Annotated in this window: 10 protein-coding genes; 3 read left to right on the top strand and 7 right to left on the bottom strand. The window is 68.4% G+C overall.

All coding sequences use genetic code 11. From position 1 onward, the window contains the following. Window positions 1-42: 42 nt before the first annotated feature. Window positions 43-864 carry a hypothetical protein gene (locus tag D1409_RS23440; RefSeq protein WP_123539384.1) on the bottom strand — a complete coding sequence of 274 codons (822 nt, stop codon included), beginning with the start codon at window positions 862-864 and terminating at the stop codon, window positions 43-45. Between the two features lie 76 nt (window positions 865-940). Further along, on the bottom strand, window positions 941-1,978 hold the full coding sequence (locus D1409_RS23445; RefSeq protein ID WP_123539385.1) for an alpha/beta hydrolase: 1,038 nt from the start codon (window positions 1,976-1,978) through the stop codon (window positions 941-943). A gap of 178 nt (window positions 1,979-2,156) precedes the next feature. On the opposite strand from D1409_RS23445, the gene D1409_RS23450 reads away from it, so the two are divergent. Together D1409_RS23450 and D1409_RS23455 are read left to right on the top strand one after the other, a co-directional pair. Beyond that, window positions 2,157-3,191, top strand: a complete 1,035-nt coding sequence (locus D1409_RS23450) for an SGNH/GDSL hydrolase family protein (RefSeq protein ID WP_123539386.1) — start codon at window positions 2,157-2,159, stop codon at window positions 3,189-3,191. Between the two features lie 56 nt (window positions 3,192-3,247). Beyond that, a complete protein-coding gene (locus tag D1409_RS23455) occupies window positions 3,248-4,021 on the top strand; it encodes an IclR family transcriptional regulator (RefSeq protein ID WP_123539387.1) in 774 nt (257 codons plus the stop codon). A gap of 24 nt (window positions 4,022-4,045) precedes the next feature. Here the strand turns inward: D1409_RS23455 and D1409_RS23460 are convergent, their stop codons facing one another. Next, a complete protein-coding gene (locus tag D1409_RS23460; RefSeq protein WP_123539396.1) occupies window positions 4,046-5,938 on the bottom strand; it encodes a hypothetical protein in 1,893 nt (630 codons plus the stop codon). Window positions 5,939-6,075: 137 nt separating this feature from the next. Between D1409_RS23460 and dgoD the strand changes: the two genes are divergently transcribed. Next, complete coding sequence (gene dgoD / locus D1409_RS23465) at window positions 6,076-7,251, top strand: galactonate dehydratase (RefSeq protein ID WP_123539388.1); 1,176 nt, start codon at window positions 6,076-6,078, stop codon at window positions 7,249-7,251. Window positions 7,252-7,276: 25 nt separating this feature from the next. On the opposite strand, the gene D1409_RS23470 is transcribed toward dgoD, so the two are convergent. From D1409_RS23470 to D1409_RS23490, 4 genes are all read right to left on the bottom strand, one after another. Beyond that, window positions 7,277-9,010 (bottom strand): RICIN domain-containing protein, encoded by a 1,734-nt coding sequence (locus D1409_RS23470; RefSeq protein WP_164471876.1) that lies wholly within the window; start codon window positions 9,008-9,010, stop codon window positions 7,277-7,279. Between the two features lie 215 nt (window positions 9,011-9,225). Next, window positions 9,226-14,049, bottom strand: a complete 4,824-nt coding sequence (locus tag D1409_RS25300; RefSeq protein WP_206425177.1) for a hypothetical protein — start codon at window positions 14,047-14,049, stop codon at window positions 9,226-9,228. A gap of 211 nt (window positions 14,050-14,260) precedes the next feature. Beyond that, complete coding sequence (locus D1409_RS23485; RefSeq protein ID WP_123539390.1) at window positions 14,261-14,980, bottom strand: ThuA domain-containing protein; 720 nt, start codon at window positions 14,978-14,980, stop codon at window positions 14,261-14,263. 75 nt (window positions 14,981-15,055) lie between these two features. Then, window positions 15,056-15,364 (bottom strand): HalOD1 output domain-containing protein, encoded by a 309-nt coding sequence (locus tag D1409_RS23490; RefSeq protein ID WP_123539391.1) that lies wholly within the window; start codon window positions 15,362-15,364, stop codon window positions 15,056-15,058. Between the last annotated feature and the right edge of the window lie 160 nt (window positions 15,365-15,524).

Genomic DNA, 15,524 nt, shown 5'->3' on the forward strand with positions numbered 1-15,524 from the left:
CGACGGGGTCGGCCGGTCACGGGAGCGGTCTGTACCGGTCCGTTACGGGACTCGACCGTCCGGGTCGTACCAGTCGGGCGGTCCGACCGTCGTCCCGCCGAGTTCGCTCAACTCGAAGCGGTATCTGACGACGGTCGGGCCGTCGGGCCTGTCCGTGCGGTAGCTGACGGACAGCGACCGCAACAGCCCGTCCGCCGAGACGACGGCCGTGACCGAGTAGTTGCGGACCGGGTTGGCTCCCGGAACCGTCGCGGTGTGGCCGTCGATCCGGTATCGAGCGGGGTCACCGCGGCGCAGGACCGTGACGGTAACGTCCTCCGCCGGGAGCGAGAGGTACCGGCGGATCGCCGGGGCGGTCTCGTCGCCGACGCGGTCGCTCGCACTCGGCGCCGGGAGTCGCCGGACTTCGACGGGTTCGGCGCCGGACGGCGACAGTCGCGCGTACCCGACGCCGCCGGTCACGTACTCGGAGTAGTTGTGCACGAAGCGGGTCCGCATCCCGAGGTCGACGAGGTACGAGTCCGCCCAGTAGCGGTACCTGTCCTCCGCGGCGACCCGGGCCGACCGAACCAGCAGCAGGTCGTCGGTCTCGGTGACGCCCGGGTCGTGCGATCCCCGCCACTCCCGCCAGACGTACGAGCGGTTCGCGAGCGCGTCCCGGTGTGCGGCCGCGAGTTCGTCGAGATCCAGTCGACCGCCGCCCGACACGCCGGGTGGGAGCACGCGTTCGGTCGTGTCGGTCGGTGTCACCGACGGGACTGGGGCCGGCGTCAGCGTCTCGCCGCTGTCGGCGTCGTCGCCGATCAGCGTCCCACACCCCGCGAGGCAGACGAGCGCGACGACGACGAGCGGACGCCAGTCCATCGGTTACGCTACGGAGCGCACCCTCAAAGGTCACTCGGGGGATGTCGCGGGGAGTGCACGGCGCGGGTGTGCCCCCTCAGAGGTGTTCGTCGACGAACGGCCAGACCCCGCCGGCGTAGTAGCGGTGGCCGCCGTCGCCGACGACGAGTTCGCAGCGGTCGATCGCCCCCGCGGCCTCGTAGATGTCGACGAGGCGCTCGAACGAGTGGTGCACTCCCTCGACGGGGAATATCTCGTCTTCGCGGCCGGCGACTGCCACGAACGGGCGGGGCGCGACGAGTCCCGCCACGTCCCACATCTCTCCGAGTCCGAGGACGCCCGGCAGGTAGTTACACTCGCAGTGGTCGATCGCGGCGATGGAGTCCTCGAACGTACAGAAGTACGACGACGGCGCCACCACGTCGACCCGCTCGTCGACCGCCGCGGCGAACAGCGCGACCGCACCGCCTCCCGAGTGACCGGTGAGGCCGATCCGGGCGTCGTCCAGGTCCTCGCGCCCCTCCGCGAAGTCGATCAGGCGCGTCACGTCCCAGACGCGGTCTCCGACGAGCGACCGACCGAACAGTTGCGCGTGTAACTGCATGGTGTGACAGGTCCGGTAGCCGCGTTCGACGTCGGCGGGGTTCGAGAGTTCGCCCATGGCGCGCATGTCCGGTGCGATCGCGGCGTACCCCCGTTCGACCGCCTGGACGGCGATGTCGCGCTCCTCGTCCGCGATCTGGCGGCGTTGCTCGTCGGTCTCGGCGCGACCGACGGCGAGTTCCTTGCCCGCGTCGCCGTGTCCGTGCGCGACGAGGACGACGGGGTAGGGCGGGTCGGAGTCGTCCGGCACCAGCAGGTAGAACGGGAGTCGGAATCCGCGTTCGGGCCGGATCGTCCACCGCTCGCGCACGTACCGGTCGAACGTGGCGCTGTCGGTTCGCTTCGGCGCCAGCGGCGGCGGATCCGCCTCGGCGATCACGTCGTGACCCAGGACCGACCGGAGCGCTGGCCGGAACTCGGCCTGCCAGGCACGGAACGCCTCCCCCGTCTGGCCCGCGTAGGCGTGCCGGCGCTCGTGGTCGCGGAAGAGCCGCTCCGTCCACGCTCCGGGATCGAACTGCTCGTCGTCCATCTCGTCCGCCGATGGGAGGCCGGCGGGTATAAATCCAGTCCCCCGTTCCGCCGCCGGCGGCGACTTGACCTGCGAGACGGTCGAGTCGCTCGACGCGGCGCCGTTCGCAACCGCCGAACCTCCCGGTCGAGCCCGCCGCAGTCCGTACATTAAAGCCGCGGGGCGCCGGGGTCGAACTATGCACGTAGACGGCATGGAGTTCCACAACGTCGGAGAGCTACGACCCCCCGAGGACGGCGGAGGCCGCCTGATCCAGCGCGTTCCGGAGACGGTTCGGAGCGGTCTCAACGAGGGCGCCCAGTCGCGGATGCGCCACCCGGCGGGGGTCGAACTCCGGTTCGTGCCCGACGACGGCGAGACGGTCGAACTGACGCTCTCGATCCGGCCGGGCGGAAGCGCCGACCGCGGGACGGTCCGCGTGTTCTGGGGCCCGATCCAGGGGTACGACGAGTTCGAGATCGGACCCGAGCCGACGACTGTCGAGGTGTCGATGCCCGAGAAGCTGACGCGGCTGACGGAGTCGGCGACCGAGGATCTGGCGTTCGATCCGAACGTGTGTCGCGTCGTCCTCCCCGGCGAACACCGCGGCGGCTACACCCTGTATCACGGTGCGAGCGGGGAGCGCCGGCCGCCGACCGAGGACGAACTCCCCGACCGCCGGTATCTCGCCTACGGCACGTCGATCACCGAGGGCGAGGCGCCGCTGGGCGAACACCTGACCTACGTGAACCAGACCGCACGACGGCTCGACGCCGATCTGGTGAACCTGGGTTCCTGCGGGACGGCCTACTGCGACGAGGCGATCGCCGACCACATCGCCGAACGCGACGACTGGGACGTGGCGACGCTTTCGATATCGGTGAACATGGTCGGGACGTTCCCGGTCGAGACGTTCCGCGAGCGCGCCGAGTACCTGGTCGACGCCGTGGCGGGCGAGAACCCCGGGAAGCCGGTCGCCTGCATCACGATATTCCGGAACTCCCGCGACGTGGTCGAGGGACACGGGGAGGCCGAGGTCTGCGAGCGCTACCGGGAGACGCTCCGCGAGGTCGTCGCCGAGTCGCCACACGACAACGTCCATCTCCTCGAAGGCCCGGACTTGCTCCCGAGCGTCGACGGCCTCACGACGGACCTCGTCCACCCCGGCGACGGCGCCATGACGACGATGGCGGAGCGTCTCGCGGCCGAACTCGCCCCCCTCGTGGACCGCTGACACACGGTTCCCCACAGCCGAACGGCTTATGTGCAACCCGGTTCGTATGTGATAGTATGACAAATGCGGCGCGGAACGACAGGGGGCGTTCGATCCGTTCGGTAGAGATAGCGTTCAGCATCATCGACGTGCTGCAGGAGAAGGGCGGTGCGGGTGTGACGGAACTGGCCGAGGAACTCGATCACTCGAAGAGCACGATCCACAGTCACCTGCGGACCCTCGAAGACCGGGAGATACTCGTCCGCGAGGGCGACGGGTATCGGCTGAGCCTCCGCATCCTCGACATGGCGACGCACGTCCGCGACCAGGTCGGCAACTACGACGTGATCCGGAGCGAGGTCGACACGCTGGCCGAGGAGACCGGCGAGATCGCGCAGTTCGGCATCGAAGAACACGGGAAGGTGTCGTACCTCTACAAGACGACCGGGGATCGCGGCGTGGAGACGGCCTCCCGCGTCGGCACCCAGCAGCCGATGTACTCGACGTCGCTCGGCAAGACGATCCTCGCGTACCTCCCGGAGGAGCGCACCGAGGAGATCGTCCAGGCGCAGGCGTACGAGGCGCTGACGCCGATGACCATCACGAGCGCCGAGGAGCTCTACGACGACCTCGAAGCGATCCGCGAGCGCGGCTACGGCATCGACGACGAGGAGAACTTCGAGGGGCTGCGCTGTGTCGCCGCGCCGGTCAAGAACGAGGAGACCGTCCTCGGCGCGGTGAGCATCACCGGCCCGTCGAGCCGGTTCACCGTCGACCGCATCCACGACGAGCTCTCGGACCAGGTCCAGCGCGCCGCGAACGTCATCGAACTCAACACGAAGTTCGCGTAGCGACGCCGCGCCGACCGCCTCTTTTCACTCCGCTCGGTCCCACGGGAACGCGTAACCCGGGTCGTCGACGAACCGGTCCATCTCCGCCGACACCGAGACGCGCGTGCCGCTCGGCAGCGAGACGCGGAGCGCGTCCGCGTCGGCGGTGGCTTCCTCGCCGTCGTACTCGACGCCGGTGAACTCGTGTTCGCCGTAGGCGCCCGCCTGCGTGAGCACTTCGCGGTCGCGGCTCCCGCTGTTGACGAGCGTCAGGTCGACCCCGTCGCTCGACACCCGCTCGACGAGCGCGCTGACGCCCTCGGGGAGACCGGGCCGCTCGCGCTGGGGGTCGAAGTGGCGGACCTGCGCCATCACCATGCCGCCGTAGTAGACCGGCTGTGGCGCGCCCATCGTCAGGTTGAGCAGGCCGCGGTGGAAGACCGGGTTGCGGTCGCGGAGGTAGTCCTCGTTGAGCACGTCGGGCTCGCGGCCCTCCGCGCGCATCCGGTCGAGGTGTTCCTGCGCGTGGTTGCGGTTGGCTTCGAGGACGCGCTCCGGGAAGTTCGGGAACTCGCCGTCGAGGTAGGCCAGCCACGCGTACTCGTTGCCGGCGCCGTGTTTCGAGGACGGGCGCATGTCGACCTGTTTCCAGTCGCGCGAGCCCCAGTCGCGCAGGTCCGCGACGCGGTCGCGGTCGGCCTCGTCCTGGGACATGAACCAGAGGTGGATCGCGTACGGGTCGTCGCGGTGGGGCTTGAACTCGTACCAGCCGTCGCGCCACGCGATCTCGCCGTCGTCCTCGCGGAGCCCGGAGCCGTTGTAGTGGTAGTCGCCCTCGCCGCCGTACTTGTGGGGGATGTAGAGCGTCTCGCCCTGCTCGATCCCTTCCTCCATCAGCACGTCGAGCTGCGAGCGGTGGAAGTCGAGGTGGTCGCGGTCGCCGGTCAGGAGCGTCGCGTTCTCGGCGGCCGTCGTCGTCCCGACGCCGACGTAGTGCCAGCCGCCCCACGACCAGCCGTACATCCCGCCGTACCACTCGCCGTTCGTGTACTCGCCGATCTCGTCGGAGAGGCCGACGTTGTCGGGGATGATTCCCCCGTTACGCTCCGTGCGCTCGCGCCACGCGTCGAGATACTCGGTCACCCACTCCCGGTAGCTCTCGTCGCCGGTGTGCAGGTAGGCGTTGGTCATCAGGCTGGAGATGGCGAGGTTGAGCGGGATATCGCCCTTCGAACACCGCTCCTCGTATATCTCGTACAGCCGGTCCTCGTTGGCCGGGTCGAGCAGTTCGGTGGCGCTCTCGAACTCCAGGTCGCGCCACGGGAGGCCGTGGCTCGCCCAGCGGTAGTCCGCGCCGTAGCCGCCGAAGGTGGACCGCGCGCCGAACGCCGAGAGGTCGCTGTACTCCGGCCCCGCGCTCCCGTTCATCGGCGCGCGGACGAGGCGCTGCTCGGGGTCGTAGTTGTTCAGGTCGCTGTCGCCGAGGTACATGTCGGCGAACTTCTCCGCCCGGTCGGCGACCACGTCGTCGTCCGGCGCGGCCAGCCCCATGTTGTACGTGTAGAGGTTCCCCTCCCCGAGGTGGAACCAGTCGCGGCACTGCTCGAACTCGTCGACGACCATCGGGTGGCCGTGCGGGGTCTCGGCCCGCTCGAAGCGGGTCAGCGCGCCCTCGTAGGCCCGCTGTGCGTGGTTCAGCAGCGACTCGTCGCCACCCATGGCGTACACGAGCGGCCAGTTGTAAAAGCCCTCTATCACGTCGTCGTAGCCGTCGACGCCGACGTGATCCTCGGGCGGCCAGAGCGGTTCGCCGTCCTCGTCGAGGTAGTCCGCGACGAACTCGTCGACGGCCGTCTCGAACAGGTCGAACAGGGCCCGCTGGCGCGTTGCCCACTCGGGCGGCTCCGCGACCGAGCGACGCGCCGCTATCTCGAACATACTCCACTCACTGTCCCACGCGGCCATGAACATTGGGGTCGGGGCGGGCTGGACCGGATACGAGCGTCCCCGGATCGGGCTGTCGGTGGACGCCCTCGGCCCAAAGATTCACGACCGAGCGCGTGCCATACCGGTCGATGCGAGTCACGAGTTACGAGCTCTACGAGGTCCCGCCGCGCTGGCAGTTCCTGAAGGTCGAGACGAGCGACGGCCGCGTCGGCTGGGGGGAACCGTACACGAAGTGGCACTACCGCGGCGACGCGCCGTCGGCCACCCCCGCCGCCGTCGACCAGATGATGGAGAAGTACGTCCTCGGCAGCGATCCCGAACGCATCGAGGACACCTGGCAGGCGATGTACCGGAGCAGCTTCTACCGCGGCGGACCGGTCCACATGAGCGCCATCGCGGGCATCGACCAGGCGCTCTGGGACCTGAAAGGCAAGCGCTTCGGCGCGCCCGTCTACGACCTGCTGGGCGGCGCGACCCGCGACCGGATCCGCGTCTACCAGCACGTCGACGCCCACCGCGAGGACGGCGTCGCCGACCCGGCCGCCGCGGCGGCGCGCGAGGCGGAATCGCACGTCGCCGACGGCTTCGAGGCGCTGAAACTCGTTCCCACCGGCGGCCTCGAACTCGTCGACGACCCCGCGGCCGTCGACGAGGCCGCCGATATCGTCGGTGCGATCCGCGAGGCGGTCGGTCCAGAGGTGGACATCGCGCTGGACTTCCACGGGCGCGCGTCGAAGGCGATGGCCCGGCAACTCGCGAGCGCGGTCGAGCCGTTCGACCCGATGTTCGTCGAGGAACCGGTCACGCCCGAGCACGGCCACGCGCTGGAGCGGATCGCGACCGCGACGCGGCTCCCCATCGCCACGGGCGAGCGACTGTACACCCGCTCGGACTTCAGACCGCTGCTGGAGGCGGACGTGGTCGACGTCGTCCAGCCGGACGTGTCCAACGCGGGCGGGATCACCGAGACAAAGAAGATAGCCGACATGGCCGAGACGTACGATGTCTCCGTCGCGCCCCACTGCCCGATGGGGCCACTCTGTACCGCCGCGTCCCTCCAGATCGACGCCGCCGCTCCGAACGCGCTGATCCAGGAGCAGGTGCTGCACAAGGTCGAGGGCGCGTTCCGCTACGTCGAGAACCCGGGGATGTTCGAGGTGGAAGACGGGTTCCTCGACGTTCCCGAGGGGCCGGGACTGGGCGTCGAGATCGACGGCGCGACCGTCGCCGAGTTCGACGGCCGAGACCTCTCCTACGAGCGGCCCATCGGCCGCCGCGCGGACGGCAGCGTCGGCGAGCGGTGAGCCGACGACCCCGAACCCTGAGGGGTCAGGGCGGACTGGCGTTCGGGTCCTCCACGGACAGCGCCCACTGATCGATCCAGTCGCGCAGGCCGCTACTGGGCACGTTCAGCGTGTGGGTGTTCTCCGGCAGTTGCGGGTAGCCGCCGACCTCCTCGTGGTCGGCGATCCAGTAGTCGTAGGGCGAGTCGGTGTAGCCGTCGCCGGCCCGGTTCCGGATCTCCGAGACGATGCGGGAGTCGTTGCTCGTCCGGTCGGCCGGTCGCGCGCCGGCGTAGCTCAGGTTGTGGCTCTCCACGTCGCCGGCGGCCATCGCCGAGAAACCGCCGGGCCACAGCGGTCGCGAGGATAGTTCGGACGTCCCGCCGGTCAGCGGCGTCGAACTCGGGTCCGTCACGTTGTCTTCGAGGTAGGCGTTCCCGTCCTCGATAGCGGTGTCTTCCAGGTCCTGCGGGATGTAGACGTTCCCGACGATGGACGCCTCGGTGTCCCCGTCCATGTTCGTCGCCTCGTTGAAGAAGTACATCACGTTGTTCGCGACGACCGAGCGGGTGCCGCTCTTGAGTCGCGGGACCCGGCCGCGCGTCTTCGCCCAGACATTGCCCAGCAGCGCGACGTTGTCGGCGCCGTCGCCGACCAGCGTCGCGTAGTTGTGGTCGGAGCCGTCGCCGTAGGGGTCGTACAGTCCCTCGTAGATGAGGCAGTTCGAGAACGTCGTCCGGTCGGTGTCGTAGCCGACGGACATGCACTCGTCGACGCCCCACGAAGCGGTGCAGTGGTCGAAGATGTTGTTCGAGGTGCCGTCGGCGGAGTTGAACGAGTCGTTGCCCTGGATGTTCCCGCTGTCACCGGGCCCGACTCGCGAGCGGATGTGCTGGACGACGCAGTCGTTCGCGTTGACCTGGAAGAGGCCCTGCGTGAGCGTGATCCCGGGTGAGGGAGCCGTCTGGCCGGCGATCCAGCACCGGTCGTTCGTCACTTCGAGTTCACTGCCACCGAGATCGATCGTCCCGCTGGTCTCGAAGACGACCAGCCGCGGGCCGCTGGCTTGCACGGCGTCGGCCAGCGCGCTCCGCGTCGCTTCGGTGACGCGGTGGACGGTGACGCTGTCGTCGAACCACGAGGGCGTCGCGAACCCGTCCGACAGGTCGAAGTACGCGCCGGTCCCGTCGGATCCGCCGCCACCGTCGTCACCGCCGGATCCACCGTCGCCACCGTCACCGCCGCCCGACAGCTCTTCGAAGTTCCAGCGCTGGTTGTCGCCCTCGAGCCAGTCCCAGTCGATGACGTCCGCGCCGTCGGCGGTCGACCAGCTGTCCACGTCGAGGACGTTCCCGCTGGCGACGTTCTCGACGCGGTAGGTGCCGTCGTCGTTCTGGACGATGTTCCAGCGCTGCATGTCCCCGCCGTGCCAGGACCACTGCTGTATCGTCGTCCCGTTGGCGGTGTCCCCGTTCGGCACGTCGAGCACGTTGCCGCTGTTGACGTTCTCGATGCGGTAGTTCCCGTCGTCCAGTTCCTCGACGACCCAGCGCTGTTGGTCGCCGCCGTTCCACGACCACTGCTGGACGTTGTCGCCGTCGCCCGTGCCCGCGCTGGCGACTTCCAGCGCCTTGCCGCTGTGGACCGGAGTCAGCCGATAGGTCGCGCCAGACGTGATGCCCGGCGCGGCGCTCGCGCTGCCCGCGGCCGCCGTTGCCACTGCTCCGATGCTACTCGCTCCAACGAGGCGCAGGAAGCTGCGCCTGTCGTGTCGTGTCATGAAGTGACACCGAGTTCGCATACAAACGGATACAAAATAAACATTTTCTAGAAATTATATAATTAACTAATGTGTTACAGGAACGAACGTCTCACGTCGTTCTCGGGCTGAACTGGCGGTCGCCGAAACGGGGGACCGGTGACGGCTCCGACTCCGGGGAGCCGTCGGGAGGTCGTCACCGCCGTCTCGCGGTGGGGAGGACGGTTGGCATCGCGTCAGGGCGGACTGGCGTCCGGTTCTTCGACCGCCAGCGCCCACTGCTCGACCCACTCGCTGAGGCCCGAGTCGGGCACGTTCAGCGTGTGATTGTTCTCGGGCAGTTGCGGGTAGCCGCCCACGGCGTCCACGTCTGGCACCCAGTAGTCGTACTCCGAGTCGAGCCTGTCGTTCCCGGCCCGGTCCCGGATCTCCTGGACGATCCGCGAGTCGTTACCGGTCCGGTCGGTCGGGCGGGCGCCGGCGTAGCCGAGGTTGTGACTCTCCACGTCCCCGGAGGGCATCGCGGAGAGGCCGCTCGGCCACAGCGGGCGCGAACTCGTCGTCGACTGCTCGACGAACGAGACGTCCGAATCGATCGGCGGGTCGGCCGTGACGTTGTCCTCGCTGTAGACGGTGCCGCCGCCCTCGACGATGGACTCGCCGGTCGCGGTGACGCCGGTGTACTTGTTGCCGACCCACGAGGTCTGTGCACTCCCGTCGACGTTCGCCGCCTCGTCGAAGAAGTAACACAGGTTGTTGGCGACGACCGACCGGGTGTCGCTCTTGAGTCGCGGGATCCGACTGCGCGACTTCGCCCAGACGTTGCCCAGCAGGGCGACGTTGTCGGCGCCGTCGCCGACGAGGGTGCAGTAGTTGTGGTCCTCGCCGTTCCCGTAGGGGTCGTACAGCCCCTCGTAGATCAGGCAGTTCGAGAACGTCGTCCGGTCGGTGTCGTAGCCGACGGACATGCACTCGTCGACGCCCCACGAGGCGGTGCAGTGGTCGAAGATGTTGTTCGTCGTCTCGTCTTCCGTGTTGAACGAGTCGTTGCCCTGGATGTTCCCGCTGTCACCGGGCCCGACCCGCGAGCGGATGTGCTGGACGACGCAGTCGTTCGCGTTGACCTGGAAGAGCCCCTGGGTGAGCGTGATCCCGGGCGAGGGGGCCGTCTGACCCGCGATCCAGCACTGGTCGGCGGTGACCTCGAGTTCGCTCCCGTCCAGATCGATCGTCCCGCTGGTCTCGAAGACGACCAGTCTCGGGCCGCTGCCCTGGACGGCGTCTTCGAGCGCGCTCCGGGTCGCGTTCTGCACGCGGTAGACGTCGACGCTATCGTCGAACCAGTCCGGGCTGGCGAACCCGTCCGACAGGTCGAAGTAGGCCCCGTCGGTCGAACTACCGCCTCCGCCGCTGCTCGACGTGCTGAACGTGCTCGTCTCGGCAGTCACCGAGTCGCCGTCGCTCGCCGACGCGACGGCCCGGTACTCGTAGCTCGTGCCGCCGGTGAGCCCCGTCACGTCGACGCTGACGGTCCCGGTCGCCGAGCGCGACTGGGGCGCCGTGCTCGTCCACTCGCTGTCGGCGGTGTCGCGCCACTCGAAGGAGACCTCGACCGACGAGGCGCCGCCGAGGTCGTCCAGCGAGGCGTTCAGCGTCGCCGAGGACGCGTCGATACTCGTCGCCGAGTCCGTGGTGACGACGGGGTCGGTGTCGCCGGAGCCGCCGCCCGACCCGCCGTCGGGCGGGCTGGCGCCCTCCTCCTCGACGGCCAGCGCCCACTGGTCGACCCACTGTTTGAGGCCAGTGTCCGGGACCGATAGCGTGTGCGTCGTACCGCTGTAGCTCGGGTAGCCGCCGACCGCGGCCTGACTGTCGGGGATCTCCGAGTCCGCGGGGTCCGAGACGTTCGTGTCCAGTGCCCGCGTGGCGATCTCGTCGATCACGCGCGTCTCGTGGTCGATCCGGTCGGCCGGCCGCGCACCGGCGTAGTTCAGGTTGTGGCTCTCGACGTCTCCCACGGGCATCGCGGAGAGGCCGCTCGGCCAGATCGGCCGCGAGGACAGCTCAGTCGAGACGGTCTGGAACGCCCGGCCGTCGAGCCCGGGGTCGACGACGGCGTTGTCCTCGAAGTAGGCGCTGCCGTTCCCCTTGACGACGGCGTCCGACCAGTCGAAGCGGCCGGCGAACTTGCAGCCGACGATGCTCGCCTGGGCGCCGCCGGTGAGCCACGACGCCTTGTCGAAGTAGTAGACGAGGTTGTTCGCGAGCGCCGCGCGACTGCCGTCCTTGTGTCGGGGGTTGCGGTCGTTGTTCTTCGCGTAGACCGTTCCCATGATCGCCACGTTGTCGGCGTTGTCGCCGATGAGCGTGCCGTTGGAGTTCTCCTCGGGGTCCTCCAGCCCTTCGGTGATCAGACAGTTGGAGATGGTCTGGTCGGTGCTGTCGTAGCCGAGCGAGAGGTTCTCGTCGCGGCCCCAGTAGGCAGAGACGTGGTCGAAGATGACGTTCGACGTGCCGTCGCGGCTGTTGACCGGGTCGGTCCCCTCGCCGCCCTGTTCGTCCCCGCGCAACACGCGGATGTGCTGGACGATGGTGTTGTCCTGCTCGACCTGGACCATCCCGTTGATGAACGTGATACCGGGCGACGGCGCGGTCTGGCCGGCCACCCAGCAGTTCCCGTAGGTGATCGAGAGGTCGCCGTCGTTCAGGTCGACGACGCCGCTCTCCTCGAAGACGATCAGGCGCGGCGCGTCGGTCGTGAACGCGTCGCGGATCTCGCTCTCGTTCGCACCGACCCGCATCACCTGGACGTCGTCGTCGAACCACGACACGTCGGCGAAGCCGTCCTCGTAGTCGACGTACGAGCCGCCGGACGTGTTCGTCCCTGCCGTCGTCGTGAACGTCACCGTCGACCCGGTGGCCGTGTCCCCGTCTTCGGCGTCGAGGACCGCCCGGAACTCGTAGTCGGTCTCGCTCGCGAGCCCGTAGACGGTTCCCTCGAAGGTGCCGGTCTCCGAGCGGTTCCCGACGACCGATTCGGTCCACGACGAGTCGCCCGCTTCCCGGTACTCGAAGGCGACGTCCGCCGAGCGGGCGCCGCCCAGGTCGTCGAGCGACCCGGACAGCGTCGCGGACGTCGCGTCGACCTCGCTCGCGGACCCGGTCGAGACGACGGGGTCGGTGTCGGGCGCCCGCGTCGTGAACGTCTCCACGAACCCGACGTCGGTGTCACCGTCGCTCGCGCTCGCGACCGCGCGGTACTCGTAGTCCGTGGACTCGGTCAGCCCGTTTACCTCGACGCTGACGCTGCCGGGCGACGAGCGCGTCTGCGAACTCGACGTACTCCACGAGGCGGCGCCCGTCTCGCGGTACTCGAAGGCCACGTCGACCGAGGCGGCGTTCCCGAGCAAGTCGAGCGCGCCCGTCAGCGTCGCGCTCGTCGAGCCGACGGTCTCGGTCGCCCCGGTCGAGACGAGCGGGGACGTGTCTGACCCGCCGGACCCGCCGGAGACGGTCCCGGCCACGTCCGGGCTTCCGAGGTCCTGATTGTTCGTCAGCGCGACCCCGGAGAGGTCCGAGAACTCCGCGGTGCAGAGCGTCCCGGTGTTCGCGCTGGTCACCGCGAGGCCGAGGTAGCCCTCGGTCGCGAAGTCGACCGACGACAGTTCCGCGACGAGCGTCCAGCTCGACCCGTCGGTCGAGAGGTACGCCTGTAGCGTGTCGCCCGTTCGGACGAGCCGCTGATAGGTGGCGGTCATCCGGCCGCCGTTTCGACTGACGTCGCCGCCGTCGGAGGTCGTGCTCTCGGTCGACCCGCCGGTGGCCGCGCGCCAGGAGAACGACGACTCGTTACCCGGCGTCTTGCGGACCATCGCGTTACGCGCGTCGGCCGCTATCGACTCGCGGAACATCAGTCCCGCCTTGGCCCACGAGTCGGTGTCCTCGACGCTGTCGACGGCCACCGTCACGTCGAAGTCACCGCTGACGGCCGTGAAGTAGTAGTGGCCCTCGTCAGCGCTTTCCCAGATGTCTTCCCCCGCACCCTCGACGGTGATGCCCGAAGTCGGCTGCTCGGCCGTCGTGAACGACGACGCGGATCCGACGGCGGAGTCACCGTCGGCAGCGTCGACGACGGCGCGATACTCGTAGTCGGTCCCGCTCGACAGTCCCGAGACGCTTTCGCTGAAGGTCCCGGTCGAAGAGACCGTCTGACTCGCGGTCGTCGTCCACGAACTCGCGCCCGACTCGCGGTACTCGAAGGCCACGTCAGCCGACGAGGCGCCGCCGAGACTGTCGAGCGTGCCCGTCAGCGTCGCCGAGGTGGTGCCGACGTTCGAGACCGACCCGGTCGAGACGGCGACGGCGGGCTCCGTGCCACCGCCGCCGTCGCTCGTCGAGACGCTCCCCGCGACCTCCACGTCGCCGATGTCTCCGTTACTACTGGGCGAGAGGCCCGAGAGGTTCGAGAACTCCGCCGTGGTCAGCGTCCCCTCGCTGTGACTGCAGACCGCGAGACCGACGTACGCGCTGTCCGCGAAGTCGATCTCCCCGGGCGAGATGTCGGCGATAAGCGTCCAGTTCTCCCCGTCCGTCGAGCCGTACGCCTCGATGGTGTCGCCCGAGCGGACGAGTCGCTGCCAGGTCGCCGTCATCGTCCCCCCGGAGACCTCAGCCTCGCCGCTTCCCTCGTCGGACGTGGTGCTCTCGGCCTGGTCGCCGTCGTCCGAGCGCCACTGGAAGGACGTGTCGTTGCCCGGCGTCTTCCGGATCATCGCGTGCTCGGCGTCGTCGTTCAGCGTCTGCCTGATCATCAGCCCGGCACGCGCCCAGTCGTCGGTGTCTTCGAGGCTATCCACCCTGACCGTCACGTCGAAGTCGCCGTCGACCTCGGTGTGGTAGTAGTGGAACTCGTCGCGTGCGTTCCAGATGTCGTAGCCTGCGCCCTCGATCGTTATCGTCGTCGCCGCCGCGACGCCGTCGGTCGCGTAGTTCGATGCCAGTACCCCTGTCGTGCCGAGCCCGACGGCCCGGAGAAACGTGCGTCTGTCGTGGCGTACCATGTGTACCACCACTTCACCGTATATTTGGACATTAGATAAGTATATTCTAGAATTTATTACAATCTTTACTAATTTTAACTGTAGTTAAAATAGATATCCGATCGGTGCGGTAGCGACTGGGGGTCGTTCGCGGAGTTCAGCGAGAGAACGAGGGCGCGTCACCGACGGACGATCGGCTCGAGGTCAGTCGTCGCGGTCGGTCGGCTCGGGGTCAGTCGTCGCGGTTCGCCGGTTCGACTTCGCCCCAGACGGCGTCGCTCCCCTCGGTCGGGGCGGCCCACTCGACGGCGTTGGCGATCACCTGCTGGACCTCGTCCTGGTAGAGGATGGGGTACTCCTCGTGACCGGGGCGGAAAGCGAAGATACGGCCGCGGCCGCGCCGGTAGCAGACGCCGGAACGGAACACTTCGCCGCCCTCGAACCACGAGATCAGGACTGTGCGGTCGGGTTCGGGGATGTCGTACGGTTCGCCGTACATCTCGGTCTCCGGGATCTCGAACGACTCCGGGAGGCCGTCGACGATCGGGTGGCCGTGGTCGGCGACCCAGACGCGTTCCGTCTCGCCGCCGTGACGGTACTTGATGTTACAGGTCGTCCCCATCAGTCGCTTGAACGGCTTCGAGTTTTTCCCGGAGTGGAGCGGGACGAACCCCATCCCCTCGTGGACGGCGTCGACGACCCGCTCCGCGACTGCGTCGTCGACCTCGTCGTTGGCACAGTGGGACCACCAGACGAGGACGTCGGTCTCCGACAGCACCGCGTCGGTGAGGCCGTGCTCGGGATCCTGTAGCGTGGCCGTCCGCGTGTCGAACCCGCGGTCCGACAGCGCGTCGGCGACGGCCCCGTGGATGCCGTCGGGGTACCGGTCGGCGACGGACGGCTCTTCACGTTCGTGAACGTTCTCGTTCCAGACCGTGACCTGTAACGTCATCAGGCTCACCTGCCGCCGCGACGGGAATAAGTCCTTCCGTCGCTCGGCCGGGGACTCGCGGCGCGACCGTGCCCGTCAGTCCGCCAGGGACTCGTCGGTCGAGTCGAGACCCGGATCGACCGCCTCCGTCTCGACCCCCGGCCGCGGCCGCGGCCGCGGGGCGTCGACCACGGCGTGCCCGTCGTGCGTGAGTATCACGTGGTAGCCGCAGTATCGAAAGGTGATCTGGAGTTCCGCGTCTCGACCTTCGTGTTCCAGCAGTTTGTTGAGCGCGTCGGCGTCCACGGCGTCCGCGAGCGGTGGTAAGTCGGTGGGGTCGGTCCCTTCTACGTCGGCGACCGCCCGTATCACCGAGAGAGTGGCGGTCGTGGCGTGCTGAACCATGCTCGTGTGGATTACAGAGCGGGATATAACTGTACGCTCTTCGGAAGCAGATTGTTGGTCGAACAGAGCTGGCGCTATGAAAGCGTAGCGGGCAAGGGTGATGCGTCAGCATCACCCGACTATGTTTCCAATTGAAGTATTTCGTTCGGAGGCGAGCGCC

Origin of the sequence: Halosimplex salinum (genome assembly GCF_003730195.1) — an archaeon.
Lineage (GTDB): Archaea > Halobacteriota > Halobacteria > Halobacteriales > Haloarculaceae > Halosimplex > Halosimplex salinum.